The organism is Streptomyces sp. NPDC059906 (assembly GCF_042730645.1).
Taxonomy (GTDB): domain Bacteria; phylum Actinomycetota; class Actinomycetes; order Streptomycetales; family Streptomycetaceae; genus Streptomyces; species Streptomyces rubrogriseus.
In genome coordinates this window covers 1-19,125 of record NZ_JBHWKU010000059.1, presented here as the reverse complement: position 1 = coordinate 19,125, position 19,125 = coordinate 1, and the positions used below count along the sequence as shown (strand labels likewise).

Annotated in this window: 17 protein-coding genes; 4 read left to right on the top strand and 13 right to left on the bottom strand. The window is 73.2% G+C overall.

From position 1 onward, the window contains the following. Window positions 1–578 precede the first annotated feature (578 nt). Window positions 579–1,589 carry a tryptophan--tRNA ligase gene (trpS, locus tag ACFV9J_RS39930; RefSeq protein ID WP_385363066.1) on the top strand — a complete coding sequence of 337 codons (1,011 nt, stop codon included), beginning with the start codon at window positions 579–581 and terminating at the stop codon, window positions 1,587–1,589. On the opposite strand, the gene ACFV9J_RS39925 is transcribed toward trpS, so the two are convergent. Continuing rightward, entirely contained in the window at window positions 1,544–2,548 is a 1,005-nt protein-coding gene (locus ACFV9J_RS39925; RefSeq protein WP_385363064.1) for a GlxA family transcriptional regulator, read from the bottom strand. The genes trpS and ACFV9J_RS39925 overlap by 46 nt on opposite strands. Before the next feature lie 74 nt (window positions 2,549–2,622). On the opposite strand from ACFV9J_RS39925, the gene ACFV9J_RS39920 reads away from it, so the two are divergent. Continuing rightward, window positions 2,623–3,204: a cysteine hydrolase family protein gene (locus ACFV9J_RS39920; protein ID WP_385363062.1), complete on the top strand. Its 582-nt coding sequence runs from the start codon at window positions 2,623–2,625 to the stop codon at window positions 3,202–3,204. A gap of 47 nt (window positions 3,205–3,251) precedes the next feature. Here ACFV9J_RS39920 and proC read toward each other — a convergent pair whose 3' ends face one another. The 7 genes from proC to ACFV9J_RS39885 form a co-directional block, all read right to left on the bottom strand. Continuing rightward, window positions 3,252–4,064 (bottom strand): pyrroline-5-carboxylate reductase, encoded by an 813-nt coding sequence (gene proC / locus ACFV9J_RS39915; RefSeq protein ID WP_385363060.1) that lies wholly within the window; start codon window positions 4,062–4,064, stop codon window positions 3,252–3,254. Window positions 4,065–4,332: 268 nt separating this feature from the next. Continuing rightward, a complete protein-coding gene (locus ACFV9J_RS39910) occupies window positions 4,333–5,133 on the bottom strand; it encodes an ABC transporter permease (RefSeq protein ID WP_385363058.1) in 801 nt (266 codons plus the stop codon). Further along, entirely contained in the window at window positions 5,130–5,972 is an 843-nt protein-coding gene (locus tag ACFV9J_RS39905; protein ID WP_385363056.1) for an ABC transporter ATP-binding protein, read from the bottom strand. The genes ACFV9J_RS39910 and ACFV9J_RS39905 overlap by 4 nt, the downstream gene beginning before the upstream one ends. 106 nt (window positions 5,973–6,078) lie before the next feature. Beyond that, on the bottom strand, window positions 6,079–6,861 hold the full coding sequence (locus ACFV9J_RS39900; protein WP_385363054.1) for a class I SAM-dependent methyltransferase: 783 nt from the start codon (window positions 6,859–6,861) through the stop codon (window positions 6,079–6,081). A gap of 660 nt (window positions 6,862–7,521) precedes the next feature. Continuing rightward, window positions 7,522–8,025, bottom strand: coding sequence for an EamA/RhaT family transporter (locus ACFV9J_RS39895; protein ID WP_385363052.1), 504 nt, complete (start codon window positions 8,023–8,025; stop codon window positions 7,522–7,524). 41 nt (window positions 8,026–8,066) lie between these two features. Further along, window positions 8,067–8,759, bottom strand: coding sequence for a DUF4232 domain-containing protein (locus tag ACFV9J_RS39890; protein ID WP_385363050.1), 693 nt, complete (start codon window positions 8,757–8,759; stop codon window positions 8,067–8,069). Window positions 8,760–8,912: 153 nt separating this feature from the next. Further along, window positions 8,913–9,206, bottom strand: a complete 294-nt coding sequence (locus ACFV9J_RS39885) for an SH3 domain-containing protein (protein WP_385363048.1) — start codon at window positions 9,204–9,206, stop codon at window positions 8,913–8,915. Window positions 9,207–9,391: 185 nt separating this feature from the next. Between ACFV9J_RS39885 and ACFV9J_RS39880 the strand changes: the two genes are divergently transcribed. Further along, window positions 9,392–11,563, top strand: a complete 2,172-nt coding sequence (locus tag ACFV9J_RS39880) for a serine/threonine-protein kinase (RefSeq protein WP_385363046.1) — start codon at window positions 9,392–9,394, stop codon at window positions 11,561–11,563. A gap of 25 nt (window positions 11,564–11,588) precedes the next feature. Here the strand turns inward: ACFV9J_RS39880 and ilvD are convergent, their stop codons facing one another. The 4 genes from ilvD to ACFV9J_RS39860 all read right to left on the bottom strand — a co-directional run bounded on the left by ilvD (window position 11,589) and on the right by ACFV9J_RS39860 (window position 16,140). Next, entirely contained in the window at window positions 11,589–13,442 is a 1,854-nt protein-coding gene (ilvD, locus tag ACFV9J_RS39875) for a dihydroxy-acid dehydratase (RefSeq protein WP_385363044.1), read from the bottom strand. A gap of 121 nt (window positions 13,443–13,563) precedes the next feature. Then, a complete protein-coding gene (locus ACFV9J_RS39870; protein WP_385363042.1) occupies window positions 13,564–14,220 on the bottom strand; it encodes a TetR family transcriptional regulator in 657 nt (218 codons plus the stop codon). Beyond that, entirely contained in the window at window positions 14,217–15,077 is an 861-nt protein-coding gene (locus tag ACFV9J_RS39865; protein WP_109029480.1) for a sugar phosphate isomerase/epimerase, read from the bottom strand. The genes ACFV9J_RS39870 and ACFV9J_RS39865 overlap by 4 nt, the downstream gene beginning before the upstream one ends. Before the next feature lie 133 nt (window positions 15,078–15,210). Further along, window positions 15,211–16,140 (bottom strand): Ppx/GppA family phosphatase, encoded by a 930-nt coding sequence (locus ACFV9J_RS39860; protein WP_385363040.1) that lies wholly within the window; start codon window positions 16,138–16,140, stop codon window positions 15,211–15,213. Window positions 16,141–16,211: 71 nt separating this feature from the next. Between ACFV9J_RS39860 and ACFV9J_RS39855 the strand changes: the two genes are divergently transcribed. After that, window positions 16,212–17,030: a hypothetical protein gene (locus tag ACFV9J_RS39855; RefSeq protein ID WP_385363038.1), complete on the top strand. Its 819-nt coding sequence runs from the start codon at window positions 16,212–16,214 to the stop codon at window positions 17,028–17,030. Between the two features lie 38 nt (window positions 17,031–17,068). Here the strand turns inward: ACFV9J_RS39855 and ACFV9J_RS39850 are convergent, their stop codons facing one another. Then, entirely contained in the window at window positions 17,069–18,862 is a 1,794-nt protein-coding gene (locus ACFV9J_RS39850; RefSeq protein WP_385363036.1) for a hypothetical protein, read from the bottom strand. Window positions 18,863–19,125 lie beyond the last annotated feature (263 nt).

The window sequence follows — 19,125 nt, the reverse complement described above, 5'->3', positions numbered from 1 at the left end:
TCAGATCTTTCCGATCCGATTTCCTCGGTGCTTTCCAGGTTCCCGCTTTCGCGTTTCCCTTTCCGGCGGTTCCGACTCTATCAGATCCTTTCGGGCCCTGATTCCCCGTCAGAGGGGGTTGTCTCCGCGGCCGTTGGGCCGTTTCAACGAGGTGAGACTCTAGCGGACTCCCGGCTCCCGAGCTAATCGGGGGCCGCGTTCTTTCGAACGTGGATTCCTCATTCCGTTAATACGCGCACCGGCAGAACGACGACGCCGACAACGCGACTCTCGTCGAAGAGTGGTGAGTACTTGCGGAATCGCTGTCCGGGGACCGACCGGGGTCGGCGCTCACGTCGGACAACTCGGAGAACACTAGGAGGGTGGGAGGGGCGTGTCAAATCCCGGGTCGTTCGGCCTCCAGGGGCGTAGTGTGGGGTGCGTGATGACGCGTACGTGTACCCAGCTCTGGTGGGCCGCCTGACGGCGGCCGTACACACGTATGCACTCGACGGCCGCCGCTTCGGCGGCCGTTCTCGTATCTCCCTTCAGGAGGGGCGGCCGGCGGATGGCGGCGGCCCTGACCAGGAGGTGGAGAGATGACACGGGTCTTCAGTGGGGTCAAGCCGACCGGGCACCTGACGCTGGGGAACTACCTGGGCGCCATGCGGCGGTGGGCCGCGGTGGACCAGCACCGGTCCGACGCGCTGTTCTGCGTCGTCGACCTGCACGCGCTGACCGTGGACCACGATCCGGCGCGGGTGCGCAGACTCAGCCGGCAGGCGGCGTCGCTGTTGCTGGCGGCGGGGCTGGATCCCGAGCTGTGCACCGTCTTCGTGCAGAGTCACGTGGACGAGCACGCCCGGCTGTCGTACGTACTGGAGTGCGTGGCGACCGACGGGGAGATGCGGCGGATGATCCAGTACAAGGAAAAGGCCGCGCGGGAGCGGGTCCGGGGCGGGAGTGTGCGGCTGTCGCTGCTCACGTATCCCGTGCTGATGGCGGCCGACATCCTGGCCTACGGGACGGACGAGGTGCCGGTCGGGGAGGACCAGACGCAGCATGTCGAGCTGGCGCGGGATCTCGCGGTGCGGTTCAACCAGCGGTACGGGCACACGTTCGTGGTGCCGCGGGCGACCGGTCCGGCGGTGGCGGCTCGGGTGATGAACCTGCAGGAGCCCGCGTCGAAGATGGGGAAGAGCGACGACACCGGACCGGGGATCGTCTATCTGCTGGACGAGCCGGACGTGGTGCGGAAGAAGGTCGGGCGGGCCGTGACCGACAGCGGGCGGGACGTCGTCTACGACCGGGAGGAGCGGGCCGGGCTCGCGAATCTGCTGGAGATTCTCGCCGCCTGCACGGGTGGGGAGCCTGCGGAGCTGGCCGGCGGGTACGACTCGTACGGCGCGTTGAAGAAGGACACCGCGGAGGCGGTCGTCGAGATGCTGCGGCCCGTGCGGGAGCGGCACATGGAGCTGTCCGCCGATCCCGGGTACGTCGACGGCGTGCTCCGGGAGGGGGCCGAGAAGGCCCGGGCGATGGCGCGGCCGACCGTGGACGCGGCCTACCGGGCGATCGGGCTGCTGCCTCCGGTGAACGCGGCGCGGTAGGCGCGGGGGCTGGTGGCGAGGCGTGCTGCGAAGTGCTGGCGCATCATGACCTCGCTGCCGAACCCCGCCCGGCGGGCGACCTCGGGCATGGGCAGGTCGGTGCGTTCGAGGAGCTTCTGGGCCGCGGCGATGCGCTGGTCCAGGAGCCAGCGCAGCGGGGTGGTGCCGGTGGCCGCCGCGAAGTGGCGGGCGAAGGAGCGCGGGGACATGCCGGCCCGCGCGGCCAGGTCGGCGACCGTGAGGGGCTCGTCGAGGTGGCGCAGGGCGTGTTCGCGGACGCCGGCGAGGGCGTCGGCGTCGCGGTCCGCGTGGTGGGTGGGGTGCTCGATGAACTGGGCCTGGGTCCCGGTGCGGAAGGGTGCGGTGACCATCGAGCGGGCGATGGTGGCGGCGGCCTCGGCGCCGTGGGCCAGGCGGACCAGGTGGAGGCAGAGGTCGATGCCGGCTGCGGTGCCGGCGGCGGTCCAGATGTTGCCGTCCTCGATGAAGAGGGCGTCCGGGACGACCGTGACCCGGGGGTGATGGGTCCGCAGGAGGTCGAGCAGGCGCCAGTGCGTGATGGCGCGGCGGCCGTCGAGCAGCCCGGCCTGGGCGAGGGTGAAGGCGCCTCCGCACAGGGCGGCGACGGTGGTGCCGCCGTCGTGGGCGCGGCGGAGGGCGGCGAGGACCGGGGCGGGGGCCGGGGTGAGGTGGTCGTCGAGGCCGGGGACGACGACGAGGTCGGCTTGCGCCAGCCAGTCGAGGGGACGGTCGGGGTGGAGGGCGAGGCCGCCGCGCATCGGGACCGCGGTGGTGCCGTCGGCGGCGACGCGGCGCAGGTCGAAGGCGGGGGCGCCGCGGTCGGTGCGGTCGGTGCCCCAGACCTCGGTGATGACGGCGACGTCGAAGGCCCGGATGCCGGGGAAGGCGACGAGGGCCACGCGGTAGGGCGCCGCCGCACTCGCTGCTGCTCCTGCCATGGCTGGCAGTAAACCATCGATCGCCGACTTCCGGACCTCTGGGGCGTGGCGGGCCCGGGCGGCACGATCGGGGCATGGACATCGCTGAGAACGCAGCACTGGTGGTCGTGGACGTACAGAAGGGCTTCGAGGAGGTCGACTTCTGGGGTACGCGCAACAACCCGGCGGCGGACGACAACATCGCCGCGCTCATCGACGCGTGGCAGTCGGCCGGGCGGCCGGTCGTCTTCGTGCGGCACGACTCGGTGCACGCCGGGTCGCCGTTGCGGGAGGGGTACGAGGGCAACGGGTTCAAGGAGTACGTGGAGCAGCGGCGCGGGAAGGGGGGCGGGGCCGAGCTGCTGGTCACGAAGAGCGTGAACTCGGCGTTCCTCGGCGCGCCGGACCTGGGCGCCTGGCTGCGGGCGGCGGGGATCCGGCAGCTCGTGCTGGCCGGCATCCAGACGAACATGTGCGTCGAGACGACGGCGCGGATGGGCGGGAACCTCGGGTACGAGGTGGTGGTCCCGTTGGACGCGACGTACACCTTCGGCCTGGAGGGGCCCTTCGGCTGGCGGCAGAGCGCGGACGAGCTGGCGCGGGCGTCGGCGGTGTCGCTGCACGGGGGCGGGTTCGCCCGGGTGGTGACGACGGAGGAGATCCTGGCCGGGTGTTGACCCGGTGGTGACCCGGTGGTGTTGACGCCGTGGGGCTGCCGGGGTGGTCAGTCCTTGGTGCCGGAGGCCAGTTCGCGGCTGCGGTCGCGGGCGGCCTCCAGCGCGGCGATGAGGGCGGCGCGGACGCCGTGGTTCTCCAGTTCGCGGATCGCGTTGATGGTGGTGCCGGCGGGGGAGGTGACGTTCTCGCGGAGCTTGACCGGGTGTTCGCCGCTGTCGCGGAGCATCTTCGCCGCGCCGATCGCCGACTGCACGATCAGGTCGTGGGCCTTGTCGCGGGGCAGGCCGAGGAGGATGCCGGCGTCGGTCATGGCCTCGACCAGGTAGAAGAAGTACGCCGGTCCCGACCCGGAAAGGGCGGTGCAGGCGTCCTGCTGGGACTCGGGGACGCGGAGGGTCTTGCCGACGGCGCCGAAGATCTCCTCGGTGTGGGTCAGGTGGGCCGCGGTCGCGTGGGTGCCGGCCGAGATGACGGACATGGCCTCGTCGACGAGGGCCGGGGTGTTCGTCATGACGCGGACGACCGGGGTGCCGGGGGCGAGGCGTTCCTCGAAGAACGCGGTGGGGATGCCCGCGGCGCCGCTGATGACCAGGCGGTCGGCCGGGACGTGCGGGGCGAGTTCGTCGAGGAGGGTACCCATGTCCTGGGGCTTGACCGTGAGGATCAGGGTGTCGGCGGTCTTGGCGGCCTCGGCGTTGGTGACGGGGGTGACTCCGTGGCGGGCGCGGAGTTCGTCGGCCCGTTCCCGGCGGCGGGCGGTGACCAGGAGGTCGGCGGGGGCCCAGCCGGCTCCGATCATGCCGCTGAGCAGGGCTTCGCCGATCTTGCCGGTGCCGAGGACTGCGACTTTCTGGGTCATGGGTGTGGTGCCCTCCGGGGTGTGCGCGTGGTCCGGGGTCATCCTCGCACTGCGGGTGCGGGTGGGGGTTGCGCGTCCAGTCCGCGGGATTCGGCTTGCGGGATGCGGGTGGGTGGTGCGGTTCGGGTTTTCGCCCCCGCCGCACCTTCCCGTTCCCGTTCCCGTTCCCGTTCCCATCCCTGGGGGCTGCCGCCCCCGGGCCCCCGCCTTTCGGCCTGGACGGCCTCGTCCTCAAACTCCCCCAGAGGGGGCACCCCCAACGGGCTGATCATGCCGTTCGGCGTTTCAACGTGGCCGCTCCCAGGGCCAGGACCAGGAGGGCACAGCCGGCGACGATCAGGGCGTCGCGGACGAAGGCGGTGGTCATGTCGGTGTGGCGCAGGACCTCGTTCATGCCGTCGACGGCGTAGGACATGGGCAGGACGTCGGAGACGGCCTCCAGGGCGGGGTGCATGTTGTCGCGCGGGGTGAAGAGGCCGCAGAGGAGGAGCTGGGGGAAGATCACTGCCGGCATGAACTGGACCGCCTGGAATTCCGAGGCCGCGAAGGCCGAGACGAAGAGGCCGAGTGCGGTGCCCAGGAGGGCGTCGAGCAGGGCGACCAGGAGGAGGAGCCAGGGGCTGCCCGTCACGTCCAGGCCCAGGAACCAGACCGCCAGGCCGGTGGCGAGGGCCGACTGGACGATGGCGAGGGCGCCGAAGGCGAGGGCGTATCCCGCGATGAGGTCGCCTTTGCCGAGGGGCATGGCGAGGAGGCGTTCGAGGGTGCCGGAGGTGCGCTCGCGCAGCGTCGCGATGGACGTGACCAGGAACATCGTGATCAGCGGGAAGATGCCGAGGAGTGAGGCGCCGATGTTGTCGAAGGTGCGCGGGCTGCCGTCGAAGACGTAGCGCAGCAGGAAGAGCATCACGCAGGGGATCAGCATCAGGAGCGCGATGGTGCGGGGGTCGTGGCTCAGCTGGCGCAGGACGCGGGTCGCCGTGGCCGTGGTGCGGGAGAGGCTCAGGGGGCGGGTGGGGGCCGGGGTGAGGGCGGGTGCGGGGGCCGTGGGGGCCGTGGGGGTGGTCATCGGGTGGTCTCCTTCGTACGGGGCGCCGCCTTCGCCTTCGCCTTCGCCTTCGCCTTGTCGACCAGGTGGAGGAAGGCTTCCTCGACCGTCTCGGAGCCGGTACGGGTGCGCAGGGCGTCGGGGGTGTCGTCGGCGAGGACCTCGCCCTCGCGCATCAGGAGCAGCCGGTGGCAGCGCTCGGCCTCGTCCATGACGTGGGAGGAGACGAGGAGGGTGGCGCCGCGGTCGGCGGCGATGGAGTGGAAGAGGGTCCACAGGTCGCGGCGGAGTACCGGGTCGAGGCCGACCGTCGGTTCGTCGAGGACGAGGAGTTCGGGGGCGCCCAGGAGGGCCACGGCGAGTGAGACCCGGCTGCGCTGGCCGCCGGAGAGGTTGCCGGCCAGGGCGTCGGCGTGGGTGGTGAGGTCGACGTCGGCGATGACGCGGCTGACGTCCTCGCGGCGGCGGTCGGAGGCTGCCCGGCCGGGGTCGAGGATCTCGGCGAAGTAGTCCAGGTTCTGGCGGACGGTCAGGTCGTCGAAGACGGAGGGGGCCTGGGTGACGTAGCCGATGCGGGTGCGCAGGGCCGGGTGGCCGGCCGGGCGGCCGAGGACGTCCAGGGTGCCGGTGACCTTGGCCTGGGTGCCGACGATCGCCCGCATCAGCGTCGACTTGCCGCAGCCGGAGGGGCCGAGGAGGCCGGTGATCCGACCGCGCGGGACGGTGAAGCCGAGGCCCCGCAGGACGGTGCGGGGGCCGCGGACGACGGTGAGGTCTTCGGCGTGGACGGCGGGCGGGGCGGGGGCGCCGCCTTGCCCTTCGGGCGGCCGGGAGGAGTGCTCCGGCAAGTAATTCATCATGTGATGAATACTCCTCCTGGGCCCTCGCGACGTCAAGCACGGCGGGGCAGCGGGCCACCGGTCACCAGGGCGGCGCGCTGCCACGTCGTCAGGGCCGTCAGGACCGTCAGGTCGTCGGCGTCGGGGCGAGGAGGAGGTGGACGTCGTACGTTTCCTCGACCAGGCCGTCCGGGAAGGCGGCCAGCAGGTGTCGGCGCTCCTCGGCGAAGAAGGCCGTGGCGCGTTCCTCGGTGTCGGTCAGGAAGACCGAGTGGCTGCCGAGGTTGGCCAGGTGGGTGTCGAGGGGGACGCGACGGCTCCAGCGGATCTCGTGGTGGACGAAGTCCAGGTTCCCGGTGGGGTCGGCGAAGCGGGCGTCGAAGTTCCGTTTCTCGGCGGAGAGGTTCAGGCCGGCGAAGTGCCGGTCGATGCGGCGTCCCGAGTCCGCGATCCACGGCACGTCGTGGGCGTCGGTGTTCCACCACAGCGCCAGCGCGCCGCCCGGCCGCAGCACGCGCAGCGCCTCCGGGACGGCCAGGGCGGGGTCGGTCCAGTGCCAGGACTGGGCGTAGGCGAGCAGGTCGGCGCTGTGGTCGGCGAGGGGCAGGGCGTTGCCGTTGCCGCGCACCACGGGGACGCCGGGGAGGCTCCGGCGGAACTCGGCGGCCATGCCGGCGCCGGGTTCGACGGCGATCACGTCTGCGCCGCGCTCGTGCAGGCGGGCGGTGGCGAGACCCGTACCGGCGCCGACGTCCACGACGCGGGAGCCCTTGAGGGGACGGCCGGTCAGCTCCTCCAGCGCGTCGAAGAGGGCGGACGGGTAGGAGGGGCGGTTGGCGGCGTACTGAGCCGCGGCCGCGTTGAAGGAATGGGCCCGGGCGCTGTGGTCGGCCTGCGGAGGTGTCGTCATACGGCCATGGTGGCCCGGTGGATCGGCGGGGCGAAGGGGTTTACGGGAGGGCCGCGCGGAGGGGCCCTCGGTCCGGTCGGCCGCTCGGACGGTCGGCCGCGCGGACGGTCGGCCCGCGCGGGCCGCTACTTCCGGCGACGCGGATTTACGGGAGGGACGCCGCGGGGGCCGCGGGAGGGGGCCTCCGGGCCCTCGGCACGCGTCGGCCACTCAGCCGGTCAGGGGCCGGGCGGCCGGACCGTCGGTTGGCCCGACGGTCGCGCGGCCCGGTCCGCTCGGTTGGGTCGGTCGGTCGGTCGGCACGACGGTCGCTCGACCACTCGGCCCGCAGGCCGCTACTCCCAGCGGCGCGGATTTATGGGAGGGACGCCGCGGGGGCCGCGGGAAGGGGCCTCCGGGCCCTCGGTGGTCTACCTCGGCCACTCGGCCGGTAGGTCGGCCGACCGGTACGACCGTCGGTTGGCCCGACGGTCGCTCGACCCGGTCCGCTCGGTCGGCCGGGTCGGCCGGGTGTGCCGGGTCGGCCGGGTCGGCCGGGTCGGCCGGGTCGGCCGGTCTGCCGGTCTGCCGGTCTGCCGGTCTGCCGGTCTGCCGGTCTGCCGGTCTGCCGGTCTGCCGGTCTGCCGGTCGGAGCGTCGGTCGCTTGGGGCCGGGGGGGCGTTACTTCCGGCGGCGCCTCTTCGTCGGGTTGCCCGAGCGGCGGGTGGTGCGCTTCTCGTACTCCTCGCGGGCCCTGTCGTACTCCGCGCGGTGCAGTTTCTCGCCCGGGGCCTCGGTGAAGGTGCGGAAGAAGTAGGCGAGGAGGGAGCCGACGAAGCCGATGGCGAGCAGGCCGCGCATGGAGGCCTGGCGGTCGGGGTCGGGGCGGCTGGTGAAGCCGGACCAGGTGTGGCGGAAGGCCAGGGCGCTGCAGATCGCGAACATCACGATCATCAGCAGCGAGACGAAGCTGCCGATGTCGGCGATCTGGAGGCCCTGGTAGGCGACGCGGAGCACGAAGCAGGCGGCGGCCGCCACGGCGAGCGAGCCCACGGCGAGGCCCGCCCGGCGGGCGGCGTAGCCGTCGTCGTGGTTCACCCAGGTCGTGCCGTAGAACCGGAGGGGTTCGGGGCGGGGGCCCGCCTGGGTGTCCGGGATGCCGTTCTTGCCGTTCTCTGCGCTCACGCGTCGATTATGGCCCGCGCCTGCCCGGGCGTGCGGTGCGGTCAGCCGCCCTGGCCGGCGCTGCCGAGCGGGCCGACCCGCACCGGAGTGCCGGAGCCGTCCGTGACCGGCAGCGAGGAGCCGCCCGGCCAGTCGAGGGTGACCGACTTCGTCTCGTCGGGCGGGGTCACCACCAGGCCGGTGATGCGGACGCCGGACCCGCCCGAGTCGTTGATCGGGTAGGTGATGCCGAAGGTCACCGTCTCCCCGTCCTTGAGGACGATCCTGGGGGCCGGGTCGCCCGTGCGCTCGGCGGACACGGTGCCCGAGTTCGTCTTCAGGTCGACGCCCGCGTAGCCCGCCATGGAGCAGTCCCGGCCGCCGCCGTTCTTCAGGTCGACCGCGACGGTCCCCTCGGCGTCGCCGCCGACGGTGGCGTCGATCGCCGTGATCTCCAGCTCGTCGGTGCTGCACTTGGCGGCCTTGCCGTCCTCGCCGGCCCCGTCGGTGCCAGCGTTACCGCCGGTGCCGCCGGTGCCGCCGGTGCCGCCCGAGCCCTCCGTCCCCTCGGTGCCGCCGGTCCCGTTGGGCGACTCCGCGGAGTCCGAACCCGAGCCGCCGTCCGAGGAGGCCGCGGTGGAGGCGGCCGGCGGAGCGGTGCTCTGGCCCGCGGCGTCGTCGTCGTTCTGGCAGGCCGTGAGCGAGAGACCGGCGGCGAGGGCCATGGCGGCGATGGTCAGCTTGCGAACGCGCATCGTTGTCTACCTCAGGATCGATCGGTTGGCGTGCCGGTCCGCCCGTACCCATCGGTGCGAGCGGCGCTTCTGATCACCAAGAGCCGCTCGGCCCGGCACACCGTTCCCCTCGGCAACCTCCTAGTACGTCCTCAAGACATCCCTGTTACAAGGTCAGCAGCGCGGGGCCACCCAGCCGTCGCTGCCCGTGAGGATGTACGCGTCGGAGACGTACTGGCCGCTGCCGATGCTGTCCCAGATGTTCGAGGTGCCGTAGGGGCCGGAGACCCACTGACCCGTGCGCTGGCAGTTGATCGTGACCCTGGAGCCCTCGGCCAGGACCCGCACCACGGAGTAGTTGGTGCCCGGGCCGCTGCGCACGTTCAGGCGGTAGCCCGGCGCGACCGGGTAGGAGCGCAGGGCCGCCGCCGCGACGACTCCCTCGCCCCCTGCCTTTTCGACAGACATGAAGAAACTCCCCCCGTTGAACACCCCGCGACTTTCGCGGGGCACCGTTGATACCCCAAGAACAAGCCATGAAACGCCAGTTCGCAACTCGCACACGCGAGTCGGCAGGCCGCCTCTGTCCCGTACGCCCCATCGACTAGGCTCCGAGCATCGCTCGCGCGAACGAACAGCACGGGGGTGGTTCCATGGCGCCGCAGCGGGATGCCGGAGCGGACGCGGAAGCGGAACTTCCGGAGTACGCCGGCCACTACCGGCTGGAGTCCCGCCTCGGCTCGGGCGGCATGGGCGTCGTACACCTGGCCCGCAGCACCTCCGGGATGCGCGTCGCGGTCAAGGTCGTGCACGCGACGTATGCCAGGGACCCCGAGTTCAGGGGGCGTTTCCGGCAGGAGGTGGCGGCGGCCCGGCGGGTGAGCGGGGCCTTCACGGCACCGGTCGTGGACGCCGATCCGGAGGCCGGACGGCCCTGGATGGCGACGCTGTTCATCCCCGGTCCGACACTCTCGGAGCAGGTGAAGCGGAACGGGCCGATGGACGAGCCCCAGCTGCGGCGGCTGATGGCCGGACTCGCCGAGGCGCTGCGCGACATCCACCGGGTCGGCGTCGTGCACCGGGACCTCAAACCGAGCAACGTCCTGCTCGCCGAGGACGGTCCGAAGGTCATCGACTTCGGCATCTCCCGGCCAAAGGACAGCGAGCTGCGCACCGAGACGGGGAAGTTGATCGGTACGCCGCCGTACATGGCGCCCGAGCAGTTCCGGCGGCCCCGGGAGGTGGGGCCCGCGGCCGACGTCTTCACCCTCGGTTCGCTGATGGTGCACGCGGCGACCGGGCGGGGGCCCTTCGACTCCGACAGCCCCTACGTCGTCGCGTACCAGGTCGTGCACGACGAGCCCGACCTGACCGGCGTACCGGACTCGCTGGCGCCGCTGGTGCTGCGGTGCCTCGCCAAGGAGCCGGAGGACCGGCCGACGCCGGACGAGTTGATGCGGGAGCTGCGGTCGGTCGCGGCGGCCTATGACACGCAGGTGTTCATACCGGCACCGCGGACTGAGCGGGCCCAGACCCCGGCGGAGGCCGGTGCGGAAGCCGCCCCGCGGGCTTCCGTCGAGCCGATCGACCCGTCCGAACGGTCCGGGCGGTCCGAACGGTCCGGGCGGTCCGGGCGGGTCGTGCGGCGGCTGGGGAAGCGGTCGGTGCTCGTCGCCGGGGCGGTGGGGCTCGCCGTGGTCGGGAGCCTCGTCGCCGTGCAGGCGTTCGGCGGTTCCGAGCCCGCGGGCACGCCCACCGCGCAGAGTGCGCCGGGCGGGTTCGGGGCGTGGGAGGCGGTGCCCGCGGCGAAGGGCGGCGGGATGCCGCAGTGCTCGTACGCGGCGCGGCGGCTGCTGTGCGCCCGGCCCGGCGTGGTCTTCGCCCTCGATCCGGCCGACGGGAGCACGCTGTGGCGGCACCCCGTCGAGGAGGCCGTGCGCAACGAACCGCCCATCGTGTCGGGCGGGCTCGTGCAGCCCGAGGTCGGCCTGCTGGGCCCGCTGGAGGCGCTCGACCCCGCGACGGGCGAGCCGGAGTGGCAGGAGGACATGCCCGCGTACGACGGACTGCGCACCGTCGGCGACATGCTGCTGCTCACCCGCGCCGACGGGACGGTCACCGGCGTGGACAGCGCCTCGGGGCGGACGAGGTGGACGCACCGGATCCCCGGGCAGGCGGTGCCGTACTTCACCTCGTTCGCCGGGGAGCGGCATCCGGCGGCGTACGCGACGAGCCAGAGCGCGGACGGGCGCCGGACCCACGTCACCGCGGTGGACCCGGCCGGCGGGGACGTGCGCTGGGACACGGAGCTGGCGGGGGCGCTGACGCCCGTGGGGGCGGCGGACGGTTCCGTGTTCCTCGTCGCCGAGGGGGCGGCCTACGGCGACGTCAAGGCCGTGGTCCGCTACACGCCCGCCACCGGGGCGACCCGGCGGGTGACGCTGCCGATCCCGGTCGAGCAGGCGTCGGCGTCGGCGGGCGTGCACGGGGACACCGTGTACCTCATGGGTGCGGGCGGGTCGCTGGTCGCCGTCGACATGGCGGCGGGGAAGCAGGCCTGGCGGCTGGAGACGGGCGTGAGCCGGGGCTCGGCGCCGGTCTCCGACGGGCGGCACGTGTACGTCACCGCGCCCGACGGGCGGCTCCTCGGCGTCGACGCGCGCAAGGGCAGGCTCCTCGGGCAGACCCGGCCCCGGCTCGGCGCCGACTCCGACACGGTGCCCGCGTCACTGCCCGCGCCGCTGCTCGCGGGCGGGCACGTGTACGCCGGGGCGCCCGACGGGACCGTGTTCGGGGTGGCGGGGCGGGACCCGGGGGGCTGGTGACTCGCCCCGGGTCCCCCGGCGGGTCTCAGCCCAGCTTGCTGACGTCGCGGACCGCGCCCTTGTCGGCGCTGGTGGCCATCGCGGCGTACGCCTTGAGGGCCGCGGAGACCTTGCGGTCGCGGTTCTTCGGGGCGTACACGCCGTCCAGGGCCTGCTCGCGGCGGGACAGCTCGGCGTCGTCCACGAGCAGCTCGATGGAGCGGTTCGGGATGTCGATGCGGATGCGGTCGCCGTCCTCGACGAGGGCGATGGTGCCGCCGGCCGCCGCCTCGGGCGAGGCGTGACCGATGGACAGGCCCGAGGTGCCGCCGGAGAAGCGGCCGTCGGTGACCAGGGCGCAGGCCTTCCCGAGGCCGCGGCCCTTCAGGTACGAGGTCGGGTAGAGCATCTCCTGCATGCCGGGGCCGCCCTTGGGGCCCTCGTAGCGGATGACGACGACGTCGCCCTCCTTGACCTGCTGGGTGAGGATCTTCTGGACGGCCTCCTCCTGCGACTCGCAGACGACCGCCGGGCCCTCGAAGGTCCAGATGGACTCGTCGACGCCGGCCGTCTTGACCACGCAGCCGTCGACGGCGAGGTTGCCGCGCAGGACCGCGAGGCCGCCGTCCTTGGAGTAGGCGTGCTCGACGGAGCGGATGCAGCCGCCCTCGGCGTCCTCGTCCAGGGTGTCCCAGCGCTCGGACTGGGAGAAGGCCTCGGCGGAGCGGACGCAGCCGGGGGCCGCGTGCCACAGCTCCACCGCCTCCTTGGAGGGGGAGCCGCCGCGCACGTCCCAGGTCTTCAGCCAGTCGGCCAGCGACGGGCTGTGGACGGAGTGCACGTCCTCGTTGAGCAGGCCGCCGCGGTGCAGTTCGCCGAGGAGGGCGGGGATGCCGCCGGCGCGGTGCACGTCCTCCATGTAGTACGTGCGGTCCTTGGCGACGTTCGGCGCGACCTTCGCCAGGCAGGGGACGCTGCGCGAGAGGGCGTCCATCTCGGCGAGGCCGTAGGAGACCTCCGCCTCCTGGGCGGCGGCCAGCAGGTGCAGGATCGTGTTGGTGGAGCCGCCCATCGCGATGTCCAGCGCCATGGCGTTGCCGAAGGCGGCGGGGGTGGCGATGTTGCGGGGCAGGACCGAGTCGTCGTCCTGCTCGTAGTAGCGGCGGGTCAGGTCGAGGACCGTGCGGGCGGCGTTCTCGTAGAGCGCCTTGCGGGCGGTGTGGGTGGCCAGGACCGAGCCGTTGCCGGGCAGGGAGAGGCCGATGGCCTCGGTCAGGCAGTTCATCGAGTTGGCGGTGAACATGCCGGAGCAGGAGCCGCAGGTCGGGCAGGCGTTCTCCTCGATGCGGAGGATGTCCGCGTCGGAGATCTTGTCGTTGACCGCCTCCGACATCGCGTCGACCAGGTCGAGGGTGCGGACCGTGCCGTCGACCAGGGTGGCGCGGCCGGACTCCATGGGTCCGCCGGAGACGAAGACCGTGGGGATGTTCAGGCGGAGCGCCGCGTTGAGCATGCCCGGCGTGATCTTGTCGCAGTTGGAGATGCAGATCAGGGCGTCGGCGCAGTGGGCCTCGACCATGTACTCCACGCTGTCCGCGATCAGGTCGCGGGAGGGGAGGCTGTAGAGCATGCCGCCGTGGCCCATGGCGATGCCGTCGTCCACGGCGATCGTGTTGAACTCGCGCGGGATGCCGCCGACCGCGGTGACCGCCTCGCTGACGATGCGGCCGACGGGGGCCAGGTGCGTGTGGCCCGGCACGAACTCCGTGAAGCTGTTGGCGACCGCGATGATCGGCTTCCGCCCGATGTCCGCGCCGGGTACACCGGAGGCACGCATAAGGGCGCGGGCGCCCGCCATGTTGCGGCCGTGGGTGACTGTGCGGGACCTCAGTTCGGGCATCGTCGCTCGCTCCTTCGGAGAGTTATGACTGCCGTCGAGCGTACGCCGGTCATCCAGGGGTCGGGACGGGGTGTCCGGAATGCGGGACGCGCGTCTCGCCGTACGCCGTCGGGAGCCATCCTCAGGGGCCGGTGAGGTGGCCCTGTACGACCGGGGCCAGGCGGGCGACGATCTGCTCCGGGTCGGCCGAGGCCAGCGGTTCCACCTTGATCACGTAGCGGAGCATCGCGCACCCCACCAGCTGCGCCGCCGCCAGTTCGACGCGCAGTTCCGCGTCCGGCAGGTTCAGCTGGGCGGCGACCCGGCGCAGCAGCTGGGCGGCGATCAGCCGGCGGAACACGGCGGCGGCGGTCTCGTTGTTCACGGCCGAGCGGAGGATGGCCAGCAGGGGGGTGCGGGTGGCGGGGTTCTCCCAGACGCCGAGGATGAAGCGGGTCAGACGCTCGCCGACCCCGTCCAGGGGACCGTCGGCGATCGCCTCGGGGGCGTCCATGGCGGGCGCGAAGGCGACCTCGATGGCCGCCTCGAAGACCTGCTCCTTGGTGCCGAAGTAGTGGTGCACCAGCGCGGGGTCCACGCCCGCGGACTTGGCGATGCCGCGCACGGACGTCTTCTCGTAGCCGCGCTCGGAGAACTCCTCGCGGGCCGTGGTGAGGATGCGGTCGCGGGTGTCCCCGGACTCCGTACGGGGCGGGCGGCCGCGGCGGCGGGCGGCTCCGGCCCCGGTCCCGGTCCCTGCCCCGGTCCCGGTCCCAGTCCCGTTGGCGTCGTCGCTCACCGGCGGTCCGTCCGCGCCGCGTGTGCGGCGCCCGGTGCCGGGGGCACGGTCTGCGCCAGGTGCAGGCGGGTGAAGGCCAGTGCCTCGGCGAGATCGGCCTCGCGTTCGGCGCCGGACATCGCGCGCCTGGTGTTGACCTCGATGACGACGTGGCCGTCGAAGCCGGTGTGCGCGAGGCGCTCCAGCACCTCGGCGCAGGGCTGGTTGCCGCGGCCGGGGACGAGGTGCTCGTCCTTGGCGGAGCCCTTGCCGTCGGCCAGGTGGACGTGACCGAGGCGGTCGCTCATGCGGTCGATCATGTCGAGGGTGTCGGTGCGGGAGGTCGCGGCGTGGCTGAGGTCGATCGTGAAGTGCCGGTAGTCGTCCTTCGTCACGTCCCAGTCGGGGGCGTAGGCCTGCATCTCGCGGTCGCGGTAGCGCCAGGGGTACATGTTCTCGACGGCGAAGCGGACGTCCGTCTCGTCGGCCATCCGCCAGATGCCGTCGACGAAGTCCCGCGCGTACTGGCGCTGCCAGCGGAACGGGGGGTGCACGACGACGGTGGACGCGCCGAGCTTCTCGGCGGCGGCGCGGGCGCGCTGGAGCTTGACCCAGGGGTCGGTGGACCAGACGCGCTGGGTGATGAGCAGACACGGTGCGTGCACGGCGAGTATCGGCATGCGGTGGTAGTCGCTGAGCCTGCGCAGCGCCTCGATGTCCTGGCTGACCGGGTCCGTCCAGACCATCACCTCCACGCCGTCGTAACCGAGGCGGGCGGCGATCTCGAAGGCCGTCGCCGTCGACTCCGGGTAGACGGAAGCCGTCGACAGGGCGACCTTCGTGTCCTGGATGCGGACGGCGTCGCTTGGTTTTGCCACGGGGGTCAGGTTACGGGGTGGGGTTGGGTGGGTGCGGGGTGCCCGTTCGGCGTTGTGGTGAGTGCCATAGGTGGGGGCGGGGGGGGGCTGGGGTGGGGGTGTGGGCGGGCGCGTTGTGGGTGGTCGTGCGTCCTTACTGGCCCATGTGATCCAGCCTGCGCAGGATCACGCCCTCCCGGAGCGCCCACGGGCAGATCTCCAGGCTCTCCACGCGGAAGAGGTCCATCGCGGCCTCGGCCACCAGGGCGCCGGCCAGGAGCTGGTGCGCCCGGCCCTCGGAGACGCCGGGGAGCTCGGCGCGCTCGGTGCTGGTCATGGCGGCCAGGCGGGGCACCCAGGCCTCCAGCGAGGCGCGCTTCAGCTCGCGCTGGACGTAGAGGCCCTCGGTGGAGCGGGCGGCGCCGGTGATGCGGGCCAGCTGCCGGAAGGTCTTCGAGGTGGCGACCACGTGGTCGGGGGCGCCGAGGCGGCTGAACTCGCCGACCGTCCGGGCGATCTCCGTACGGACGTGGCGGCGCAGTGCCCTGACGTCGTCCGGGTGGGGCGGGTCGTCGGGCAGCCGGGCCGCGGTCAGCCGGCCCGCGCCGAGCGGCAGCGACACGGCGGCGTCCGGTTCCTCGTCCATGCCGTACGCGATCTCCAGGGAGCCGCCGCCGATGTCGAGGACCAGCAGCCTGCCCGCGGACCAGCCGAACCAGCGGCGGGCGGCGAGGAAGGTGAGCCGGGCCTCCTCCGCGCCGGTCAGAACGGTCAGCTCGACGCCGGTCTCGGCGCGCACGCGCGCGAGGACGTCGTCGGCGTTGCTCGCCTCGCGCACGGCCGAGGTGGCGAACGGCAGGAGGTCCTCGACGCCCTTGTCCTCGGCCGCCTGGAGCGCCTCCCGGACGACCGCGGCCAGCTGGTCGACACCGTCGGGGCCGATCGCCCCGTCCTCGTCGAGGAGCTGGGCGAGGCGCAGTTCCACCTTGTGCGAGTGGGCGGGCAGCGGGCGGGCGCCCGGGTGCGCGTCCACCACCAGCAGATGCACCGTGTTCGAACCCACGTCGAGGACACCGAGTCTCATGTACGGAACGCTACTGCCAGCGGCGGTCGCGGTGGTGCCGTCCTCGCGCTCGGGCGACTTACCCTGGAACCGTGCCAAAGACGAAAAAGGCGAAGGACGAAAAGTCGGCCAAGAAGGACAAGAAGCACATCGCGGGCGACGAGAAGGGGCTCGACTTCGCGCGCGCGTGGGTGGAGTTCCCGGATCCGGCGGACGACGAGCAGGTCTTCCGGTGCGATCTGACATGGCTGACCTCCCGCTGGAACTGCATCTTCGGCAGCGGCTGCCAGGGCATTCAGGCCGGCCGCGCGGACGACGGGTGCTGCTCGCTGGGCGCGCACTTCTCCGACGAGGACGACGAGAAGCGGGTCGCCGGGCACGTGGCGCGGCTCACGCCGGACATCTGGCAGCACCACGCCGAGGGCACGCGGAACGGCTGGACCGCCGAGGACGACGAGGGCTCCCGGCAGACCCGGCCCTTCCAGGGCTCGTGCATCTTCCAGAACCGGCCCGGGTTCGCGGGCGGCGCGGGGTGCTCGCTGCACATCCTGGCGCTCAAGGAGGGCCGGGAGCCGCTGGAGACCAAGCCGGACGTGTGCTGGCAGCTGCCGGTCCGGCGGACGTACGAGTGGATCGACCGGCCCGACGACACGCGCGTACTGCAGGTCTCGATCGGTGAGTACGACCGGCGGGGGTGGGGTCCCGGCGGGCACGACCTGCACTGGTGGTGCACGTCGGCGACCTCGGCGCACGGCGCGGGCGACCCGGTGTACGTCTCCTACCGGCCGGAGCTGGTCGAGCTGATGGGCAAGGCGGGGTACGACCGGCTGGTCGAGCTGTGCGAGGAGCGGCTGGCCTCGCGGCTGCCGTTGCTGGCACCGCATCCGGCGGATCCCGCCGCCGGTCGCTGAGACAGGGGCCCGGACCGGGGCGCCCGTTCCGTGCCGGTCTACGAGTCCGACGGGCTCGGGGTGCCGCTGTCACTGTTGCTCGGTGGTGGGGACGAGCCGTCCGTGCCACCGGTCGGGGACGGTTCGTTCGTCGTCGGGTCCGGGTCGGGCTGCGTCGGCGACGGGTCGCCGGTGGGCGTGGGGCCGGGCGGCTGCGACGTGGACGGTGACGGGTCCGGGCTGCCCGGGTCCGGGTCACCGCCCGGGTGGGACGGGGACGACGTGTCGTCGGGCGGGCCGGGGCGCGGGCCCGGGCGGGACGGGGCGGGCGCGGTGCCGTAGCCCTCGATCGCCACGACGGCGCCGGCGGGCGAGACGGCCACCCGTGCGCTCCACCGGCCGGACGGCTCGCGCAGGTGGTCGACGTACACCCTGACCGTCACCGCCGCGCCGGGGCGCAGGGTCCCCGAGGACTGGCTCAGGTAGAGCCAGGAGGCGGCGACGGACGCGGACCAGTGCACCGGGGCGTCGCCGGTCGCGGTCAGGGTGACCAGCGTGGTGTCGCCGTCGTGGTCCGCCGCCACCTCCAGGTGACCTGCCCCCTTCCCACCGGTGCCGGAGACTCCGACGACCTCCACGGAGACGTCGGCTCCGTCCTTCTCGCCGAAGCCGGTGCCCGGGGTGGTGCTCGCGTTGCCGGCGTTCTCGTACCCGTAGGCGCCGCCCGCCGACTCGCCGTCCGGGGTGTCCGGGTCCTGCGCCTCGCTGGCGCTGGCCGAGCGGCCCTCCTCGCCCTCGACTACGGGGGTCCCCCGGTAGGCCGCCCACAGAGCGAGCACCGGGGCGGCTACGACGGTGGCGACGACGGTGGTGGTGACGGCACGGGCGCGCAGACGGTCCCGCCGGGCCGCGCGATCCTTGGGGTCCATGGGGAAGCCGCGCCGGTCGAAGCGGGGGGCGGCGCCCCGCGCGCGCGGGGTGTGGGCCAGGGCGACGTGCAGCGCGGTGCGGGGGGCCTCCAGGACGGGCAGTTCGGCGGGGGTGACGCTGGTGCCGGGCCAGCGGCCGGGGATCGCGCGCTCGGCGGTGCGGCGGCAGCGGGGGCAGTCGTCGACGTGCCGGACCAGCTCGCGGCGCAGGGCGCTGCTGAGGACGTAACGGTTGTCGCCGGTGAGGCGGGCGACGCCGGCACAGGTGCCGGTCTCCACGACGGCCAGGGCGGCTCGGGTGCGTTCCACCTCGCAGGCGGCCGAGGCGAGCAGTTCCCTGGTGGCGGCGAGGTCCGTGCCGAGGACGGCGGCGACCTCGTGGGGGGCGAGGTGGTGGCGCACGGCGAGTTCGAGGGCCTCGCGCTGCTCGGGGGTCGTGCCGGCGGCCTCCGGCCAGGCGAGGAGGGCGAGTTCGGTGCGGTGCCGCTGGTGGGTCTCGTCGTTTGCGGGGGTGGTGGGGGTGGTGGGAGTGGCGGGGGCGGTGGGGGCGGTTGCGGGGCGGCCCGCCGCGTGGCTGCTCGGACGTTTCTGCTTGGCCTCGGCCAGCTTGCGCAGGCAGGCCCAGCGGGCCAGCGCGTACAGCCAGGCCCTGCGGTCGGCCGCGGGGGCGGGGCCGCGGTGGCCGCGGCGCTCGGCGATGGCGAGGACGTCGCCCAGGGCGGCGGTCGCGGCGTCGTGGTCGCAGAGCACGGACAGGCAGTACGTGAACAGGCCGTCCAGATACGCGTCGTACGCGGCGTAACGCGCGGGTGGGCGCTGCGCCGGCGGCTGTGCCAGGGCCCTTGCCGCGGTGCGGTCGCGCGCTTCCCGGTGCGCCCGGTGTGCGCCGGTCGTGCGAGTCGTGGTTTCCGGACTGCTCCTCATCACTCGGCGACCGTAGGGGGCTATGGGTGGCGCGAACTGGCGCGTTGGGCACTTTTAATCCGTACGGGTGAAACGATCCCTCATAAGGGGACAGTAAGCCGTTCTTCCGTGGCGGGGGCGGGGCCGGAGTCGTCCGTTCGGGGTGCCTGCGGCGGCCTGTGGGGGTTGGGTGGGGGTGCGCGTAGCGCCGTTTGTCCGGTGGGTGGGTCGGGGGGGGGGCGGGGGGGGGGGGGCGGCCGGAGAGCGCCGCCGCGGGGGGGGAA